The 18,637-nt window shown below is 39.9% G+C and carries 17 protein-coding genes and 1 other RNA gene; 8 read left to right on the top strand and 10 right to left on the bottom strand.

Going from position 1 to position 18,637, the window contains the following annotated elements; genetic code table 11:
* Positions 1–209 precede the first annotated feature (209 nt).
* From trpB to QOL76_RS17305, 7 genes are all read right to left on the bottom strand, one after another.
* Positions 210–1,388 (bottom strand): tryptophan synthase subunit beta, encoded by a 1,179-nt coding sequence (trpB, locus tag QOL76_RS17335; protein ID WP_283414222.1) that lies wholly within the window; start codon positions 1,386–1,388, stop codon positions 210–212.
* 46 nt (positions 1,389–1,434) lie between these two features.
* Positions 1,435–2,061, bottom strand: a complete 627-nt coding sequence (locus QOL76_RS17330; protein WP_283414221.1) for a phosphoribosylanthranilate isomerase — start codon at positions 2,059–2,061, stop codon at positions 1,435–1,437.
* A 92-nt stretch (positions 2,062–2,153) separates the two neighbouring features.
* Positions 2,154–2,972 carry an indole-3-glycerol phosphate synthase TrpC gene (trpC, locus tag QOL76_RS17325; protein WP_283414220.1) on the bottom strand — a complete coding sequence of 273 codons (819 nt, stop codon included), beginning with the start codon at positions 2,970–2,972 and terminating at the stop codon, positions 2,154–2,156.
* 6 nt (positions 2,973–2,978) lie between these two features.
* Positions 2,979–3,989: an anthranilate phosphoribosyltransferase gene (trpD, locus tag QOL76_RS17320; RefSeq protein WP_283414219.1), complete on the bottom strand. Its 1,011-nt coding sequence runs from the start codon at positions 3,987–3,989 to the stop codon at positions 2,979–2,981.
* 32 nt (positions 3,990–4,021) lie between these two features.
* A complete protein-coding gene (locus QOL76_RS17315; protein ID WP_283414218.1) occupies positions 4,022–4,588 on the bottom strand; it encodes an anthranilate synthase component II in 567 nt (188 codons plus the stop codon).
* A gap of 54 nt (positions 4,589–4,642) precedes the next feature.
* The gene (locus tag QOL76_RS17310; protein WP_283414217.1) at positions 4,643–5,029 is read right to left on the bottom strand and encodes a four helix bundle protein; all 387 of its coding nucleotides are present in this window, start codon (positions 5,027–5,029) and stop codon (positions 4,643–4,645) included.
* 34 nt (positions 5,030–5,063) lie between these two features.
* On the bottom strand, positions 5,064–6,476 hold the full coding sequence (locus QOL76_RS17305; protein ID WP_283414216.1) for an anthranilate synthase component I family protein: 1,413 nt from the start codon (positions 6,474–6,476) through the stop codon (positions 5,064–5,066).
* A 423-nt stretch (positions 6,477–6,899) separates the two neighbouring features.
* On the opposite strand from QOL76_RS17305, the gene QOL76_RS17300 reads away from it, so the two are divergent.
* From QOL76_RS17300 to QOL76_RS17265, 8 genes are all read left to right on the top strand, one after another.
* Positions 6,900–7,454 (top strand): hypothetical protein, encoded by a 555-nt coding sequence (locus tag QOL76_RS17300; protein WP_283414215.1) that lies wholly within the window; start codon positions 6,900–6,902, stop codon positions 7,452–7,454.
* Between the two features lie 26 nt (positions 7,455–7,480).
* Positions 7,481–7,711, top strand: a complete 231-nt coding sequence (locus tag QOL76_RS17295; RefSeq protein WP_283414214.1) for a hypothetical protein — start codon at positions 7,481–7,483, stop codon at positions 7,709–7,711.
* A gap of 119 nt (positions 7,712–7,830) precedes the next feature.
* An RNA gene (gene ffs / locus QOL76_RS17290) (signal recognition particle sRNA small type) lies at positions 7,831–7,916 on the top strand.
* A 188-nt stretch (positions 7,917–8,104) separates the two neighbouring features.
* On the top strand, positions 8,105–8,764 hold the full coding sequence (fsa, locus tag QOL76_RS17285) for a fructose-6-phosphate aldolase (protein WP_283414213.1): 660 nt from the start codon (positions 8,105–8,107) through the stop codon (positions 8,762–8,764).
* Between the two features lie 45 nt (positions 8,765–8,809).
* Positions 8,810–9,013 carry a fructose-6-phosphate aldolase gene (locus tag QOL76_RS17280; RefSeq protein ID WP_283414212.1) on the top strand — a complete coding sequence of 68 codons (204 nt, stop codon included), beginning with the start codon at positions 8,810–8,812 and terminating at the stop codon, positions 9,011–9,013.
* Between the two features lie 2 nt (positions 9,014–9,015).
* Positions 9,016–9,726, top strand: coding sequence for a cell division ATP-binding protein FtsE (locus QOL76_RS17275; RefSeq protein ID WP_283414211.1), 711 nt, complete (start codon positions 9,016–9,018; stop codon positions 9,724–9,726).
* Between the two features lie 67 nt (positions 9,727–9,793).
* Positions 9,794–11,188, top strand: a complete 1,395-nt coding sequence (locus tag QOL76_RS17270) for a S41 family peptidase (protein ID WP_283414210.1) — start codon at positions 9,794–9,796, stop codon at positions 11,186–11,188.
* A gap of 153 nt (positions 11,189–11,341) precedes the next feature.
* Positions 11,342–12,574, top strand: coding sequence for a S8 family serine peptidase (locus tag QOL76_RS17265; RefSeq protein WP_283414209.1), 1,233 nt, complete (start codon positions 11,342–11,344; stop codon positions 12,572–12,574).
* A 415-nt stretch (positions 12,575–12,989) separates the two neighbouring features.
* Here the strand turns inward: QOL76_RS17265 and QOL76_RS17260 are convergent, their stop codons facing one another.
* From QOL76_RS17260 to QOL76_RS17250, 3 genes are all read right to left on the bottom strand, one after another.
* Complete coding sequence (locus tag QOL76_RS17260) at positions 12,990–15,758, bottom strand: TonB-dependent receptor (RefSeq protein WP_283414208.1); 2,769 nt, start codon at positions 15,756–15,758, stop codon at positions 12,990–12,992.
* A gap of 18 nt (positions 15,759–15,776) precedes the next feature.
* On the bottom strand, positions 15,777–16,865 hold the full coding sequence (locus QOL76_RS17255) for a phytase (protein ID WP_283414207.1): 1,089 nt from the start codon (positions 16,863–16,865) through the stop codon (positions 15,777–15,779).
* A 192-nt stretch (positions 16,866–17,057) separates the two neighbouring features.
* On the bottom strand, positions 17,058–18,608 hold the full coding sequence (locus QOL76_RS17250; protein ID WP_283414269.1) for a tetratricopeptide repeat protein: 1,551 nt from the start codon (positions 18,606–18,608) through the stop codon (positions 17,058–17,060).
* Between the last annotated feature and the right edge of the window lie 29 nt (positions 18,609–18,637).

The following is an 18,637-nucleotide window of genomic DNA, read 5'->3' as shown; positions in this document are numbered from 1 at the left end:
ATTTCTTTCTCATGGGTTGCCCCCATGGCTAATCATGGTTAACCCCTTTTAAGGTTAATAGTGAAAGGTTCGTCTCAGGTTTCGGTCACTTCATTATTCAGCCTTCAACATTCTTCATTCACTATTATTTTGTTTAGGAAAAGCATGAATTATACGATGACGATTGAAGTTCAAAATGTCCTCGTAAATCCGATATCATATATCCCAAATCAATACTGCCCCCATTTAATATACGTGTCCAGATCCTTATCGCCTCTTCCTGACAAGTTGATCACAATCACATCATCTTTGGAATATTCAATCAAGTTTAATGCATGTATCGCATGAGCAGATTCGATTGCTGGGATTATCCCTTCCAATCTACTTAACTCAATTCCTGCAGCCATTGCATCTTTATCCTCCACTGCTACGAATTCACCTCTTCCTACATCAAATAAATGAGCATGAACAGGACCGATTCCAGGATAATCCAATCCAGCAGAAATAGAATGTGGCTCTACAACTTGCCCGTCCTCTGTCTGCATCAAAATCGTCTTTGATCCATGCAAAACACCTGGAGTTCCAAGAACAGTAGTTGCGGCTGATTTCCCGGACAAAACGCCCAGACCAGCAGCTTCCGCTGCAACTAAGCGAACTTGCGGGGTATTATAATAGTGGTAAAAAGCACCAGCAGCATTTGATCCTCCTCCCACACAGGCAATCACGATATCCGGATTTTCCGAACCTTCTTTCTCTTTGAGCTGCCATTTGATTTCCTCTGAAATCACTGATTGAAATCTGGCCACCATCTCTGGATAGGGGTGCGGTCCTACTACCGATCCTATGATGTAATGCGTATCCACTGGATTATTGATCCAAGCTCGCATGGCTTCGTTTGTCGCGTCTTTGAGTGTTTTCGAACCCGAAGTCGCAGGTACTACTGTAGCTCCCAAAATCTTCATCCGCTCCACGTTTGGATGCTGACGTGCGATATCTATTTCGCCCATGTAAATGGTACACTCCATCCCCATCAGCGCACAAACCGTCGCTGTTGCCACGCCATGCTGACCAGCTCCGGTTTCTGCGATGATTCGCTTTTTCCCAAGCTTCTTTGCCAAGATGATCTGACCTATGGTATTGTTGACTTTATGCGCTCCAGTATGACAAAGGTCTTCCCGCTTTAGATATACTTTTGCCCCATACTTTTCTGAAAGTCTAGAAGCAAAATACAAAGGTGTGGGCCTGCCAACATAATCTTTCAGCAATCCTCTGAATTCTCCCTGAAACTCCTGCGAAGCCATGATTGACTCGTAGTTTTCTTTCAGTTCTTCCACGTTTGGGTGCAACATTTCGGGGATATAAGCTCCACCAAATTTGCCGTAAAAACCCTTTTCATCTACTTTGATCATAATTCTATAGTTGATGGCTGATAGACCATGGACCATGGACTACCAACTATGGTCTAATTTTATTTTTAAAACTCTTCAGTTTCTCTATATTCTTTAATCCTGGAGCATCCTCAAATTTGGAATTCAAATCAACCCCTACCATCTGAGGCATTTTCTCTGCAAGGGAAAGAATTTCAGAAGCGCTCCCTTCATCCAGTCCTCCGCTAAGCAGGAATCCCTTTTCAAAGGGATAGCTTTCCAGTATTTGCCAATTGAATCTTTTCCCTGAACCCCCATGTTTTGGTGTGGCTGTATCAAAGAGGAAGTTTTCAACTAAACCCACATAATTTCTTAATGTTTCCCAGTCAATCGAATCTCCAACTGAAACGACTTTCCAAAGTTTTTTACCGGTTATCAACTTCAGTTCACGGACATATTCTGGACTTTCGTTTCCGTGCAATTGGATTACAGATAGGTTAAACTCATCAACTTTGGATAAAACAAACTCAATAGTCTCATTAACAAAGACCCCAACTTTCGGAATACCAGTCTCTGGGAATGACTCTGCAAAATCAGCTGAAACATATCTCGAAGATTGGGAATAGAATATCAACCCAATCCAATCAGGTTTAACTTCTTGAATTAGACGTTGGACATTTTCAGGATCCCGCATCCCACAGACCTTGATTTTCATAGGATTATAATTTGATTTTTATAGGCCATATGGAATCTCGCATGTGTGATAATTACCGCGGTTTGAGATTCTTTGAGTCATGCTCGATTTCATCAGATACTTACGGTTGATTCTTTAGCCGAAAGCTTCTTGTATTCTTTGATGAAATTGTAAGCTGCCTGTTCAGGTCTGCTCGATTTCATAAAGTTTTCTCCTATAAGAAATCCATCAAAACCAGCTTTTTTTAACGTGATCAGTGTAGCAGGATCAGAAATTCCACTTTCAGAAATCTTCACGAAATCACCTGGTATTTTGTCAACCAAATCCAAAGAGGTTTGTAATGACACATCAAATGTTTTCAGATTCCTATTGTTCACGCCAACCAAGTCTAATTCATCACAAAGGCTTCTTTCCAGTTCTTCCCCATCATGCACTTCCATTAGGATTTCAAGTCCCAAACTTTTTGCGAAAGCTGCTAATTCCTTCAATCTAGCGGGCTCCAAAGCCGCTGCAATTAGCAAAATACAATCCGCGCCTATAGACTTTGCTTCTAGAATCTGATATTCATCCACCACAAAGTCCTTTCGAAGAATCGGGCAGAAATTGAATTTACGGGCTTCCTTCAGATCGGTATTACTGCCACCAAAGAAGTCAGTATCCGTCAAAATCGATAAAGCCGAGGCCCCTGCCTGCATGTATCCTATACTTACTGCTTCTACTGAAGCAGAGCCATTGATCAAACCTTTGGAAGGTGACTTTCTTTTGAATTCAGAAATGATTCCAGACTTCTCAGGATCACACACATACTTTTTCATGGATACCACTTGACCGTCAAAAAAGACACTTTTTTCAAGCATCTTTGCAGGCACCAAACTTTTCTTTTCTGCTACTTCTACGTGTTTTTGAGCAATAATTTTATCTAAAATATTCATACAATTTTAAGCTAATGAAACTGAAGTTTTGGGATTAACGAGGCCTTCAAAAACGGCTAAAGCCTTGCCAGAAAGCAGCACATCTTCGGCTTTTGCCACAGCATCAGGGAAGGACAATCCTTCTTCGGCAGTGACCAATGCCGCAGCTGAGTTCGCCAATACCACAGCATTTTGACTCTTTGTTCCTTTACCTTTAAGTATTGCTTCAAAAATTCTGGCAGATTCCTGAATGGTACCTCCTCCTTTGATTGATTCAGCATTAAGTTGTGAAAGCCCTAGATTTTCAGGCTTCAATACCTTTTCGCCTTCGTTTGAAATCATTTTGAAATCCCCAGTCAAGGAAATCTCATCGTAACCATCCAAAGCATGTAGGATGGAGAATCTACCGTTCATTTCCTGATACAAATAACCATAAAGCCTGGCTAACTCCAGACTAAACACACCCACCAATTGTTTATTCGGAAAACTCGGGTTCACCATTGGGCCAAGCATATTGAAGAAGGTCTTTACGCCAAGATCTTTTCTGATTGGCCCTACATGCTTCATTGCAGGGTGAAATAGTGGTGCATGCAAAAAGCAAATCCCTACCTCATCCAAACTTTGTCGGATTTTATCGATGTCGTTGGTAAATTCATACCCAAAATACGCTAGTAGATTAGATGACCCGCAAATGGAAGAAACCCCAGTATTACCGTGCTTGGCTACATTCTGACCAGCTCCAGCGACTATGAAAGAAGATAAAGTAGAAATATTAAATGTATCCTTTCCATCACCTCCTGTACCACAAAGATCCATTGCGTCATATTCAGTGATTTCGACAGGAATGCAACGCTCTAGCATAGCTTGTCTAAATCCCGAAAGTTCCTCTACAGTGATACTTCTCATCATATATACGGTCATAAAGGCCGCTATTTGGCTTTGATTATAAGTACCAGCAGTAATGTTTTTCAATACCTCACGTGCATCTTCCCGCGTCAATGTGCGATGTTCGATGAGATGATTTAATATTTCTTTCATAATATTTAGGGAGTAGGTGGGTGGTTTGATTCTTAATTCTCCAACCAGTTTTTGAGAATCTGCACTCCGTTTTCAGTAAGAATACTCTCTGGATGAAATTGTACGCCCCGGACATCATACTTCTTGTGCCTCAAAGCCATGATTTGATTGTCGGGTGTACGGGCAATCACTTCCAAGTCTGATGAAAGGGTGATTTCATTAACGACCCAGGAGTGATACCTACCAATACTAAATGTATCGGGAACGCCCTTGAAAAGCAAGTCATCTTCCACTTTTACAATAGAAGCCACCCCATGAAGAACTTCTGATAAGTTAATTAAATCTCCACCAAAGGCTTCACCGATTGCTTGATGCCCAAGACAAACTCCCAATATTGATTTAGTGGAAGCATATTTCTTCAAAAGCTCAGGCATTATTCCAGCATCTTCAGGTACTCCAGGTCCAGGAGAGAGAATTATTTTATCGTATTGAGAGACATCCTCCAAGCTGATTTTATCATTTCGGAACACATCCATATCTGCCCCATAACCAAGTTGGCGGACGATATATACCAAGTTGTAGGTGAAGGAATCGTAGTTATCTAGGACGAGTATTTTCATTTTAATTAATTGAAAGATTGGAAGATTGAAAAATTGGAAGATTCACCAGAGTCATCAACTTTTCTTTTTTTTATCTTCAAATTCATTTAGGTATTTGATTAAACCTTTTAATTCACTGGATAGCTCAACTAAGTCTAAGTAGTATTCTTGGTAAGCTCCTTTATCTATTTTGCCAACTGAAAGAAGCAAGAAAAGCTGGCTTCGAAGCTCACCAGCAGATCCCTTGGATATTTCTAAGTATCGGATAAACTGACGATTCCTATTATATTCAAAGCCCTCTGCTATATTATTTGAAATCGAAATTGCAGATCCTATTAATTGATCTTTGGCACGATAGTCTTTAGCTAATTTTTCAGATTCCACTAATTGATATATTCCCACACCTATTCTGATAGCATGCTGCCAAACTGGTAAATCTTCAAATCGCTCGTATTTTGCCATAATTTTTCAATTTTAAAATCTTGCAATTTTCCAATTAAATTCCTTCCGCCGCTCTTAAAGCCACTCGCAGCGCTTCCAGTTTATTTGCCACTTCTTGCAATTCAGATGGGATAGTTGATTTGGCGACTACACCCGCACCAGCCTGGAATCTGAGCTGATTGTTTTCGGAGACAAAGGATCGGATCAAAATCGCGTGATTGAAGTCACCATTGAACCCTAAGTAGCCAATCGCCCCACCATAGAACGTTCTAGAAACATTCTCCAACTCGTCTATCAGCTCCATCGCTCTATATTTAGGAGCTCCAGAAAGTGTACCTGCAGGAAAGGTATCAGCTACCAACTGAAGTGGATTTGTTCCTTCTGGTAATTCTCCCGTCACTTTAGATACTAAGTGAATCACATGTGAATAGTATTGAATCTCTTTAAAGACATCCACGGTAACTTTCTCAGAGGATCTACTGAGGTCATTTCTCGCCAAATCCACAAGCATCACATGTTCTGAATTCTCTTTTGGATCATCATAAAGTTTGCGGGCCAAAACTGCATCTTCCTGATCATTTCCTGTACGACGGAATGTACCCGCTATTGGATAAATGGTAGCCCGTTTATCTTTCACTACGATTTGAGCTTCTGGAGAACTTCCAAAAACCTTGAAAGAACCGTAATCAAAATAAAATAAATAAGGTGAAGGATTGACAGATCTAAGGGCACGATATACATTGAATTCGTCACCTTTGAAGGCAGTGGAAAACCTTCTGGAAAGTACAATCTGGAACACATCGCCTTTAAAGCAATGCTCTCTTCCTTGGTTCAAAATCTTTAAGAACTCCTCATCAGTGTAGTTTGAGGTTTCTTCTCCTACTCTCTTAAACGAGTAGCTTGGAATATTTTTGTTTGAAAGCAACCTTTCGATCTCATCCGTTAATTCCGGATTCTCCGCACCTGCCACTCTATGCTCTAATAAGTGAAGCTCATTTTTATAATGATCTACCACGATGATATTCTGATAAACTGAATATTGCATCATCGGCACCTCAGATGCCTTTGTATTCTGCAGATTGATATCTTCGAAATAGGCTACTGAATCGTATTGGATGTATCCAAAAAGTCCATTCGAGCTAAATTTAAAATTATCCTGCCCCGTATCAAACTTGTTCCCAAAAGCTCTAAGGCTCTCCATCAGTTTCTGATCCGAACTCACTTTATAGGATACAGAATGCCCCAATGGTAAGGTTTCTTTCACTTCTCCAGCATTGAAACTGAAAGTTGCCAAAGGGTTAAAACAGATATAAGAATAACTATTTTCCTGACCATGATAATCTGAACTCTCGAGCAGAATAGGATTTGCAAAACGATCCCGAATCTGCAGATAAATACTCACAGGGGTGATTGTGTCCGCTAGGCGCTTTCTGTAAGTAGTTAAAATAGGTAGTTTAATATGAGTCATTTCGTGGTTATTTTTTCATATGATTATAATTTGGCTTTTAACTGCCATATGGAATCTCGCAGCGATTATAATCATGTTAGTATATGACTTTTTAGTGTAGCTCGATTTCATGAAAAAAGGCTTACCGGAAATCCAGTAAGCCTTTTATATAATGTCGTAACGCAAAATTAAATGCAGGGGCTTTCTAAACTTCCTTTTGGAAAGAGTAAGAATGCCACCACCAATATTTGTTTGCGATTGTTTTCATAAGAATGGGAGCAAATTTAGAAAGGGATTGTTAAGGACAAAGCATCTGCACATCTTTTTTATCAAAAATTTACAGATACTAATTCAAAAACTTAAGCAAATGGGATTCATAGTGGCTAGAATCTGAAACTAAAACAATCTTAAAACGTTGACGACTAGGGAATAACCGCTACTGAAATGAAAAACACCCTATCCATCCTAATTCTTATTTTTGTGATTCAGGGAATTGCAAAGGCACAAAACGCAGCAGAATGGACTGCTCCCATGCATCAAGTAAATTTTAAAGCTGATTCAGGAGAAGAAGCTAAAATGGAAATTGATAGGGGATATCGTTACGCTGACCTTGATTTTGAAGGAAGAACATTCCATTTGTTTTTCAACCACGACGATAATCAAATAAAGAAAGCGCGAATTGTAGAACCTAAAACCAATCTACAAATTGCCAGAGGAAAGGGAAGTTACTTCTGGGGTAGTGCCCGATTTGAATTTGTAGATGGAGAAGTCTACAAAGTAAAAAGGAAGCGACATACAAACGGATATGAGATAATAGGCCCAAACGGCATACTTTTCAAGGTAGAAAACCACGCAATCAGCCCAGTAAAGCCTTTAAATGAAAAAGATTTTTTGGCTCAGGCATTTTATGTTTTTGAAAGGATAAAAATAACCCAAAGCAATCCCTCAGATGTGATGATTTATTACTCAAGTTATTACCCAATTGGACCGAATGAGTAATTTCGCGAAACAAACGCTCTAACATTATGGCAAAAGCATTTCCACAGTATTTCAAGCGAGTTTTTGACGATTACCAAGTTTTGGTACAAGTTGAACCTGAGACGTTCACAGGGATTGAACTAATAGTGCATCCAGATGGAAAAATAGAAAAGACAGAAATGACCTTTGATGAGGAGATTTTTGAAGACCTAGCAGAGGACGAATTTATCCACTGCAATGTGTTGGAATTCCAGATGCACTTCGCTAAGACGAAGTAATTTCAAATCTCAAATCTATAATTTGAAATTAATCCCCCTCACAGTCAGCGCTAAAAGCGATCGATTCGGTAATCCTAAGTAAGATTATTGTAAAGATTAATATTCTCCTTACTTTTGCACCGGCGGCACGACCAGCTCCTGCTGAATCCCCCAGGTCCGGAAGGAAGCAAGGGTAGGTGGTTGAGCGGTGCGATGCCGCTTCTTTTTTTGCCCTATTTTTTTCTCGGGGTCTCCAATCAGGTTCCAAATCTTGATTAATCTTCTAACTTTGTTTCTTACAATCAAATCCATTTGGAATCATCCTTCTACATGGCTTATACCCTGTTTTTTATTTAAGACAAGAATAACAAAGCTTAAGAAAAGAGGTTTCAATACCTATTAAACAATTTAAACATGAAATTCTTTATTGACACAGCCAATCTTAGTGACATTCGCGAAGCTTATGACCTAGGTGTTTTAGATGGCGTAACTACCAACCCTTCCTTGATGGCCAAAGAAGGCATCAGCGGAGATGAAAAAGTAAGAGCTCACTACAAAGCGATCTGTGATATCGTAGATGATAAAGTTAGTGCTGAAGTAATCTCCACAGATTTCGAAGGTATGGTAAAAGAAGGAAAAGAGCTTGCTAAGATCGATGATAAAATCGTCGTGAAAATCCCAATGATCAAGGATGGCTTAAAAGCACTTAAATATTTCCAAAGTGAAGGTATCCGTACCAACTGTACCTTGATATTCTCTGCAGGCCAAGCACTACTTGCCGCTAAAGCTGGAGCATCTTATGTATCTCCTTTTATCGGAAGATTGGATGACATTTCTTTTGATGGAATGGAATTAATCGCCCAGATCGTACATATCTATGGTAACTACGGCTTCGAAACTGAAGTTCTAGCCGCATCCGTTAGACACAGCATGCACTTACTGAAGTGTGCTGAAGTTGGCGCAGATGTAGTTACTTGCCCATTGAAAGTAATCACCAGCTTATTAAATCACCCCTTGACAGATTCAGGTTTGGCAACGTTTTTGGCAGATCATGCCAAAGCAGCTGGCAAATAATAAGTAAAAGGCCGGCATTTGCCGGTCTTTTTTTCAATTTCCCCTATGTATATCATCAAAGTAAAAGGCAAAGCGAAAATCCCTGACTATATACAGATCAGAGACGAAAACTTTGTATTAGTAGCCTATTTCAGGGCAGATAGGCCATTGAAAAAAGTGGAGAAATTTGGCTTAGAAGGAAAGGAAGATGAATTAGAAGCGTTAATAAAGGATCTTCCTTTTGGAAAATTGCAAAAACTAGAACTATAAGAATGGATTTCAGTACACAACCTGTACTTCAGGTAAATCAAGCAACAATCTTTCAAGGAATTGACCCTATCCTTACAGATGTAAACTTCTCTGTCGAGCAGCACGAATTTGTGTTTCTAATCGGTAGAACGGGGAGTGGAAAAAGCTCCTTGCTTAAAACACTTTATGCCGATTTGGAGTTGAAAAGTGGAACTGCTGAGGTAGCAGGTTTTAATCTGAAAAATATTAAAACCAAGGAAATCCCCTTTCTAAGAAGAAAAATCGGTATAATTTTCCAAGATTTCCAACTCTTCAACGATCGATCAGTCGCGGAAAATTTAGCGTTTGTGATGAGAGCTACAGGCTGGAAAGACAAAGCAAAAATAAATGCCCGTATGGCTGAAGTTCTGCTGTTAGTTGGATTAAATAACGCCTCCAGCAAAATGCCTCATCAACTTTCAGGCGGAGAACAACAACGAGTAGTTATAGCAAGGGCTTTGCTTAATGAGCCTTCAATCTTACTAGCAGATGAACCTACTGGAAATCTTGACCCGGATGTTGCCGATGGTATTTTCAAGCTTTTCCAGGAAATAAATAAAAAAGGAACTGCAATCTTAATGGCAACCCATAATTATGATTTACTTCGTAAGTATCCATATCGAGTTTTGAAATGTGAGAAAGGAGAACTGCAGGATAGTCAGACACACGATGTTTCTTTTGGTTCCTCTTTTTGATATTTCGAGTTAAATATCAAACGATTATGCTAATTGCAGCGTTTATATTCACCCTAACATCCCAGATATGAAATCTTCCCTATTCTCAAGATCTTTACTATTGATTATCCTCAGTGGACTGCTTTGGAGCTGTAAAGATGATGACAAAGATCCTGTCGTAGATTCTGAGTTAACGCTTGAAGAAGAAATCAACAATTGGATATTTGATGTGATGGATGAGGTGTATTATTGGAGGCTCAATATGAAGACTCCAATTGCGGAGACTTCTGATCCTACAGCCTATTTCAATTCATTACTATACACACCTACAGATCGTTTCTCAGTTATTTATCCAGACTACCAAGAATTGATCAATTCCCTCCAGGGCATTTCTCTTGACCCTGGCTACGAAGCTAAATGGTATGGTCTACCCGACTCTGATGATGTTTATGGAGAAGTCATCTATACCAAGAAAAATAGTCCTACCTCATCAAAAGATCTAAAAAGAGGTGATGTAATTATAGCTATCAATGGTATTGGATTAACTAGGAGTAACTTCAGCGAACTTCGTGGACAGGCAGAACAAACACATACAATCACTACACTACGATTTAACGAGGAAACTTCTGCCTATGAAGAAATGCCAGATATTTCCCTCACTCCCATACAATTCTCTGAAGACCCGAATTTTCTAGATTCTGTTTATACAATTAACAATCAGAAAATTGGTTATGTGGTGTATAATTTCTTTGCACCTGGTACTTCAGCGGATTCTATCAAATACGACAAGGAAATGGATGCTGTTTTTGCCAAAATGAAAGCAGCAAACATCAATAACTTGGTTTTAGATTTACGCTATAATGGTGGAGGGTATGTTTCTTCTGCTGTTAATTTAGCCAGCCTCATTGGTCCCGGAGTGACAAGTTCTGACATCTTCTCGAAGACGAAATACAATCAATATATAATGACAAATATTCCATCTTTGAGTAATGTGCAGAGAACCTTCCTAGAAAAATCACAAAATATAGGGAACACGCTGTCTGGAAATAGAATCTACGTATTGACTTCTAGTGGAACAGCTTCAGCCTCTGAATTAATAATTAATGGTCTGAAACCTTACATGGAAGTTTTTTTAATAGGGGGTGTCACCTACGGTAAAAATGTAGGGTCTATCGCCATAGAAGACGAGGAGAACCCAGAAAACTCTTATGGCCTTCTACCTATAGTTACTCAAAGTTTTAATAGCTTAGATCAATCTGATTACACCTCAGGGTTCACTCCCAATATAGCTATCAATGAAAACACTGAGCGTCTAAGAGAATTGGGAGATATAAATGAAATCATGTTCAGAACAGCAATTGAGCAAATCACTGGAGTGCCATCATCAGCCAGAGTTACCAAATTGGATCGAATAGAACTCGCAAATACCTTGGAGGGAAAAACCCGGATGGGACAAATGATAGAATCCCCAATCAAAAAATAAGTTCTTAGCCCCGAAAATTCGGGGCTTTTTTTTTGCCTTTACCTGCGCATCCAGAATTGGTTAATTCATATAATTTCCAGACATTATATGGACAAACTGCTCTAAGTACCTATCAAAGAGTTAGTTTATTAAACAAATTAACCACTTCATATTATGATCAACCAAAAACAACTATGGAAAAAACCTGCACTATATGCAGGAATCCTCATTGGCGCCCTTGCTTTCTCTTGCCAGCAAGAAGCAGAGTCTCCTATCACCGGAGATTCAATAGAATTCGTGAAATATCAGTCGGGTGATGTCATTCCTGGGAAATACATTGTTACGTTAATGCCTACAGGGATTAGTTTCAGAAAAGACCTGTCCTACTCTGCAGTCCAAGCTTCTATGAGAAAAACCGGTTCTGATCTTTTGGCAAAATATAGAATCGATCAAGAAAATCTAGGATATGTATACGGTAGCAGTATTGAAGGTTTTGCGGTTTCATTGACGGATGAGCAATATCAAGCAATCTCCAAAGATCCATCAGTAAAAGCTATTGAACAAGATCGTGTGATCGCATTAGCCCCACCCCCAGGCAAAGGACCAGGTAATGGTGGAGGAGGAGGGGGAGGAACTTCTTCACAGGAAATCCCCTATGGTATAGCAAGAGTAGGCGGAGGAGCAACCTATGTGGGAAGTAATAAAGCTTATGTCATTGATTCTGGAATTGACGCTTCGCATCCCGATTTGAATGTGGACGTAAATTTGGGATTTAATGCATTCACCAAAGGAAAGGATTCCAATCTTTCAAGTGATGGAAATGGTCATGGAACACACGTAGCAGGGACCATTGGAGCAATAGATAACGAAATTGGCGTTGTCGGTGTAGCTGCTGGAGTAAAAGTTGTACCCGTAAAAGTACTGGACTCTAGAGGTTCCGGATCTTATTCTGGTGTGATCGCAGGGGTTGATTTTGTGAAGGCAAATGCTGCATCTGGAGATGTTGCAAACATGAGTCTTGGAGGCCCAACATCGGCAGCACTTGATGCTGCTGTAATCGCACTTGGTAATGCTGGAGTAAAAGTAGCACTTGCTGCTGGCAATGAAAGTACCAATGCTAATAATTCATCTCCGGCCAGAGTAAATGGTGACAATATCTTTACCGTTTCTGCCATTGATAACAACGACAGATTTGCATCTTTCTCTAACTTTGGCAATCCGCCTATTGATTTTGCGGCGCCTGGCGTAGGTGTTTTATCTACCGTTCCTGGCGGATACGCAAGTTATAATGGTACTTCCATGGCCTCTCCGCACGTCTGTGGATTATTACTTTATGGCACCCCAAGAGACGGAGGAAACGCAATAAATGATCCATCTGGACCTGCAGATGTAATAGCAATAAAATAATAACTTAAAAAAGGTGATTCAAATGAATCACCTTTTTTTTGCTCATTATCAAATTGTTAAGTTTCTCTTTTTCAAAAGCATTGGTTTGAATTGCTGTTAAATTTGGAGTTCAAATTAACAATCATGGAAATCGCAGCAAGTTTCGCCCTTATACTATCTATTTACTTTCTAGGGTGCTTAGCACTAATTCAAGAAGTTGTAAGGCCAAACCGGCAACTTATAGTAGAAGGAAACACAAAAAAAGGTCAATGGGTAACAAATTATTCTAAGATCCTATTGATGAGTTTCGGGATTTCATTACTGACGACCTTTCTCGCATATTATTTGTTTTTATAACGGTAAGTATCAGTCCCACATAAAACCGAAAAAGGCTACCAATTAAAATTGGTAGCCTTTTTTTACGCTAAACTTGTTGCTATTCGAACAAATCGAATTTCAAACCAAAGTTCAATCGCGCATTGTAATATTCTGCCTGCATTGTTCTCGATTTGATTCCCTGATAATATCTCAATGGCTGATTAGTCAAGTTATTTCCTTCGAAAAACACCCTCCACTTTGGCGTGATAGCATAGGAGGCATTTACATCCAAAAATGTCTGCTGGTCATAGTAACGATCTTCGAAAGCTTCTCCGCCCAACTCATCCAAATAATCAGAAGCAAAGTTTAAAGATACACGTGCTACAAACTTTCTGTTCTCAAAAGATAAAGAAGCGTTGAACATGTTGTCCGCTGTACCTGGTAATTCAATATCATCATTGTCTCTGCCTTCAATACCAGTTGTAGATGACTTGGTGTAAGTATAGTTTAGGTAAATTCCGAATCCTTTCCATAACTGACGCTGTATAGAAGCTTCCAGTCCATAAATTTTTGCAGTGCCCCCATTTTCGGGGCGGGAATATTGAAGATCGGAACCAAACTGTGGATCACTATATCCTTGAGAGGTGATCGTGTAGACGAAATCATCAACATCCTTATAAAACCCGCCCAATGAAAATAACCCTACGTTATCAAAGTACTGCTCCCCCATCAAATCAAAATTCATTGCAGTTGCTGGTCTCAAATTTGGGTTGCCACGAGCAAGCTCCTCATCTTCAGGACTAAACTCAGCATAAGGAACCAAGTCAAAATAATTTGGCCTTGCAATGGTATTTGTCCAAGCAAATCTTAGGACTGAGTTTGAATTCATATTGTATTTCAAATGTACTCCAGGCATAAAGTTGGTGTAGCTTTGCTCGCCTTCTGCAGATGAAATCTCTTCGTTATCTATATCAAAAATATTCCCGACGTAGTCAATTGCTGTATGCTCTAGTCGCACACCAGCTATCGCTGAGAATTTTTCTGAAAACTGATGATCTGCCATCACATATCCTCCTGTAATGGTTTCCTTGGCATTGTAATTTCCTGGCGCATACTCTTCCGGAATATCACTTTCTTCAAATAAACCCGAGTTTTTGAAATCCAAACCACCCAAATACTCCGGCGTCATAAATGTGCCTACTTGGTATTGTGAACCTACTAGGAAATTAGGATCTGAGTAATTATCATTTGGAACGTCTGCTATTGTTTCTCCGAAAGCTTCCTCATCCAAAGGTTCGTATTCGTAGAAGTTGTTTTCCCGCTCCTTATTTTTTCCTCTGTACCTCAAACCAAATTGAAGGATACCCTTAGGACTATAAGGAAGTTTGAAATCCAATTTTGCATTCAAGTCGCGGTCAGATGTATACCCATATTGCTCTGAGAGCCCATTAAACCCAATCCTAAGATTATCAGCTGGATCAGTTAGGTATGCGTACGGTTTCTCCGGGTTAGATACATCTACAGTGACATCTTGCCCTGAAGATCTATAGGAAGTATAGCGCTCAAATGGTCTTTCTTCGGATGCCTTCGCATAAGTTGCTGACCAATCCATTTTCAGTTTGTTGAATATATGACTACCGCCCAGTGTCGTGTTATATACTCGCTGATCTTCCAGTCTAGCCGCTTTATTTCTATCGCTATCCAAACCACCTTTGGTCTCGTATTCTACGCGGCCTTTCGTGAGGTAATTCCCGGAACTGACCTCAGTAAAATCACCCTCATCAAATGAATCATCCAACTGGCTAACTCTCATTCTGAATCTATTTTCCCAGTCATCCCGGTGATTATACATTCCGGAAAGGAAAAGTGTATGATTGTCATTGATCTCATAATCGAAAGCAACTGAAGCAGATCTACGCACACGCTGCACTCTATACTCTCTAATATCAAATTCTTCCAAGGCGACCCCATTATCGTACTCTTTCCATACTGCCTCGATATTGTCTGAGCCAAATCGATGATTATTGTAAGAACCTGAAAAAATGGCTCCCAGTTTATCATTAAAGAATCTGTTGCCAATAATCAAACCTCCAGTCCAGATTGGTTTATTAGAAAGTAAATTGACGCCCGATGCTGCAGTTCCAGATATACGCAGGGAATTTGGAGCTTGTCGGGTTACTAAGTTAACTGAGCCTCCAATTGCATCAGCATCCATACTTGGTAAGACAGCTTTGTTCACTTCAATGGTCTGGATCATGTCTGATGGAATCAAATCCATTTGTACATTTCTGTTATCCCCTTCTGCAGATGGCAATCTTTCCCCGTTCAAAGTCACAGAATTAAGCTGAGGCGCAAGACCTCGGATAATGATATTCCTTGCTTCACCCTGATCATTTTGCATGGTGATACCAGGAATTCTTTTCAGTGCATCTCCAATATTGGCATCAGGAAACCGACCAATTTGATCAGAGGATACCACATTGGTGATATTCGCATTGTTCTTCTGTTGATTGAGCGCTTTAGCTTGCCCTTTAAGCCGATCTCCCATCACCACAAATTCCAGGCTTTCTATCGTAGTTTCATCCAATTTGAAGTTCAGAATAGTGGTTTGACCATTTTCTACCTCCGTATCATGGAGTAAAGACCCATAGCCCAAGTATGAAACTTCTACTTCATAAGTTCCAGCCGGAAGATCAACAATAGAAAAATCTCCAGTTTGATTGGTAATAGTACCGATTGTAGTGCCCTTCAAAATAACATTTGCACCTGGCATAGATAGGTTCTGTGCATCGATAACCCTACCTCTTAAAACACCCTGAGCTAGCATCTGATGGCTCAGGCAAAAAGCCGCGATCAAGGTAATCGCTCTTAGTAATTTGTTTTTCATAACTATGAGGTTGAATGATTAATTTTTTGATTTTAGAATGTCACCGGCCATATCTTCCCAGCGATAGATCTGGAAGGTTTTATCATCAGACATGGCTACAAAAAGTCCATGAGGAAAATCAGGTCCCAAAGCCAAACTGATGGATTCAGATCCATCACTGGATATTGTACTTGTGGCGATTTTGGTAATTAAACTATGCTCATGTGGATTGGAAGCAGATCCTTCTCGTGGGAAAACGTGGAAAAGATTTGACCCCTGATCTGAAACTAAAATGTACCCGGTGGCATCATCCAGTTTGTAAATAGAGATTCCCTCGTGGTCGTCAGAAAACCCTTCCTGTGCAAAAAATGCCAGTTCTTCATTCCCCTTCTCAGGATCAGCATAGTACTTTTTCACCCCAACTCCTTCGTCGGAATAATAGATATATCCCAATTCAGCATCTACTGCTATGGCTTCGATTTCTTTTTTACCAGAGTATGAGCCAAACTTCCGAACAAGATTAAGATTGATTTGACCATCCTTTCCGAGAATCTCATATTGCCACAAATAAGTCCCATCTGTAGGGCCATTTTTTCTACCAGCGATCACATAATTCTTTCCGGTGGTTTTGTCTTGAAAAAGAGCAACTCCCATCAGATCTCTGAAATCAGGGCCGGATTCCCCTTCATATACTTCTATTCCTCCAACATTTATTTCCTTCATATCCGGAAGGCTGAAAAACCTTAATTTGGAGGTCATTCGCTCTCCAGTAACTGCAAAGTCAACCGTTCGATCTCCTAGATCCAATCCGTAGCCTATATCCACATTGTTTGGACGCTGAATATCTCGGACAATCAGGGAATCTATTGTATTTCCTTTCAGATCGAATACATACAAAGCTCCCTCGGCATCTTTATCTGTTCCGATGATTAGGCTTTTGCTTGGATCGGAAGGATTCACCCAAATAGCTGGATCATCGGTATCATGGACCACCGAGTCAGTAGTATAAATTGGCTTCACCAAAATTTGCTGCTCGGTTTGTTCTTCTTTTTGTTGGTCGGGCTCGCTGCAGGAACTCGCAAAAATCCCTAGGGCGGACAAGCCATAAAGTAGTCTGTTTCTTGTCATAATTTTTAAATGGTTTTGATGCTACAATGTTAGCTCGGACTGTACCTTCAGACTAGAAATGACTGTTATCAAATGAGCAACAATGAGGAAAGTGACCGTTAACAAAACCTAAACAGAATTTCTAAAATCAGACTTAACTATTTCAAAAACAGAATATTACACTGTGTTAAAAACAGATTAACAAATTGTAAATCATATACAAAGAAGAAATTGCTGTAAACTATCCTCCTTTTTTAGGTTCAATTTTTTACGTAGTCGATAGCGCGAAATCCGTAAACTATCCATAGAAATCCCGAGCGAAGAAGCAATCTCTTTAGAGTTTAGATTCAGACGCATCAGACTGGCAAGTTTCATCTCTGCTGGAGTCAGCCCTCCAGATCTAGTTTGTATGTTTTTGAAAAAATCCTGATGTACTCTTTCAAAAGTCTGCTTGAAATCATCCCAATCTGAGTCATGCGAAAAATTAAAATCTATCTGCTTAATCAAATTACGAATCCTTTTCTTTTGCTCTTTAGAATCTTCTTCTAAAATACTTTTCAGTTTTGCCTGAATGTCTTCCAGCATTTGGTTCTTGTCTATGACATGTAGCGTCTGAGCCGTTAGAGATTTTGAGTGAGCTTTATCCTCAGCCTCCATTTTCAATTCCAGCAGCTTCAGATTTTCTTTCTCTGTAGTGATCAATTGCTCCTTTACCTTCAAAATCTCTTCTTGCCGCTGCAACAATTCTCTATTGCTCCTAATTTTTAGCTTTTGTCGATTGAAAATCACCCAACCTAATACACACAAAAGACTCACTAAAAACAGGAGTAACCATTTTACTTTTGCATCAAAATTCTTTGTTTGCTCCAGCTCCTTGATTTGCTGGTTTTTGGTGAACAGATTATACTGAGCCTCCTGAATTGCCAGCTGACGTGTAGACTCTTCCGAAAAAACCATATCGCTCAATTGTCGGCTTTGCTCTAGGTATTTGAAGGCGCTTTCGTAATCCTCCATTTCGGCATATGCCTTGGAAATATCTACCACAGCTGATTTTTGCAAGGTAAGCACCCCTAACCTTTGGCTCATTTCCGCAGCTCTTTTGGAAAACGCCAAACTTTTTGACGCCTCTCTAGTTTTGCGAAACACATCCCCTAGATTATTTAGGTTTCCTATCACCCGAAGACTATCACCCAATTCTGAATTCAATAAAAACGCCTGTTCAAAATTGAATTTGGCAGAATCGTACTTTTCAAGGTCTTCGTAGATGCTCCCGATATTTTCCCTAACAAACGCTATCTCGGATCTCATTCCTAAAGTCTCGAACTGCTGAAGTGACTCCCTTTGATACTCCAAGGCTTTTGGGTAGGCCCCGATTTTCTCAAACATCCCACCTATGTAACTTTTAGTCTCGGCTTCTCCAGCATCATCATTGATTTGTTGATAGATCTTCAGTGCCTGTTCATGACGTAGCAGGGCGCTTTCTGAATTCTTGATTTTATAATAAACTTCGCCCAGTAAATTATTTACCTGAGCCAGGTACTTCATTTTGCGGGTTTCCCTAAATATGTGCTCAGCTTCATACAAGGCTTCGGTAGCTTCCTGAAACATTCCAAATTGAAAAAGTATTTTACCCCTCAAAAGCTGGACTCTACCGGTCAACGAGTCAACTTTATTGGTTCGGCTTTTTCCTAACAATCCAGATGCAGCCGCAAATGCGGATTCGGGGGCACTTTTAGAGATAAGCCATGCTGAATCAAGTTGCACAGCCAATGATTGATGGCTTTGCGCCAAAG

This window comes from Algoriphagus winogradskyi (assembly GCF_900182815.1).
GTDB lineage: Bacteria > Bacteroidota > Bacteroidia > Cytophagales > Cyclobacteriaceae > Algoriphagus > Algoriphagus winogradskyi.
Note: the sequence above shows the minus strand (reverse complement) of the source record. Positions and strands in the feature narration are given on the sequence as shown.

Excerpts from the sequence above, each read along its gene's own strand:
- trpB (WP_283414222.1), bottom strand. The coding sequence starts at position 1,388 with ATGATCAAAGTAGATGAAAAGGGTTTTTACGGCAAATTTGGTGGAGCT.
- QOL76_RS17330 (WP_283414221.1), bottom strand. The coding sequence starts at position 2,061 with ATGAAAATCAAGGTCTGTGGGATGCGGGATCCTGAAAATGTCCAACGT.
- trpC (WP_283414220.1), bottom strand. The coding sequence starts at position 2,972 with ATGAATATTTTAGATAAAATTATTGCTCAAAAACACGTAGAAGTAGCA.
- trpD (WP_283414219.1), bottom strand. The coding sequence starts at position 3,989 with ATGAAAGAAATATTAAATCATCTCATCGAACATCGCACATTGACGCGG.
- QOL76_RS17315 (WP_283414218.1), bottom strand. The coding sequence starts at position 4,588 with ATGAAAATACTCGTCCTAGATAACTACGATTCCTTCACCTACAACTTG.
- QOL76_RS17310 (WP_283414217.1), bottom strand. The coding sequence starts at position 5,029 with ATGGCAAAATACGAGCGATTTGAAGATTTACCAGTTTGGCAGCATGCT.
- QOL76_RS17305 (WP_283414216.1), bottom strand. The coding sequence starts at position 6,476 with ATGACTCATATTAAACTACCTATTTTAACTACTTACAGAAAGCGCCTA.
- QOL76_RS17300 (WP_283414215.1), top strand. The coding sequence starts at position 6,900 with ATGAAAAACACCCTATCCATCCTAATTCTTATTTTTGTGATTCAGGGA.
- QOL76_RS17295 (WP_283414214.1), top strand. The coding sequence starts at position 7,481 with ATGGCAAAAGCATTTCCACAGTATTTCAAGCGAGTTTTTGACGATTAC.
- fsa (WP_283414213.1), top strand. The coding sequence starts at position 8,105 with ATGAAATTCTTTATTGACACAGCCAATCTTAGTGACATTCGCGAAGCT.
- QOL76_RS17280 (WP_283414212.1), top strand. The coding sequence starts at position 8,810 with ATGTATATCATCAAAGTAAAAGGCAAAGCGAAAATCCCTGACTATATA.
- QOL76_RS17275 (WP_283414211.1), top strand. The coding sequence starts at position 9,016 with ATGGATTTCAGTACACAACCTGTACTTCAGGTAAATCAAGCAACAATC.
- QOL76_RS17270 (WP_283414210.1), top strand. The coding sequence starts at position 9,794 with ATGAAATCTTCCCTATTCTCAAGATCTTTACTATTGATTATCCTCAGT.
- QOL76_RS17265 (WP_283414209.1), top strand. The coding sequence starts at position 11,342 with ATGATCAACCAAAAACAACTATGGAAAAAACCTGCACTATATGCAGGA.
- QOL76_RS17260 (WP_283414208.1), bottom strand. The coding sequence starts at position 15,758 with ATGAAAAACAAATTACTAAGAGCGATTACCTTGATCGCGGCTTTTTGC.
- QOL76_RS17255 (WP_283414207.1), bottom strand. The coding sequence starts at position 16,865 with ATGACAAGAAACAGACTACTTTATGGCTTGTCCGCCCTAGGGATTTTT.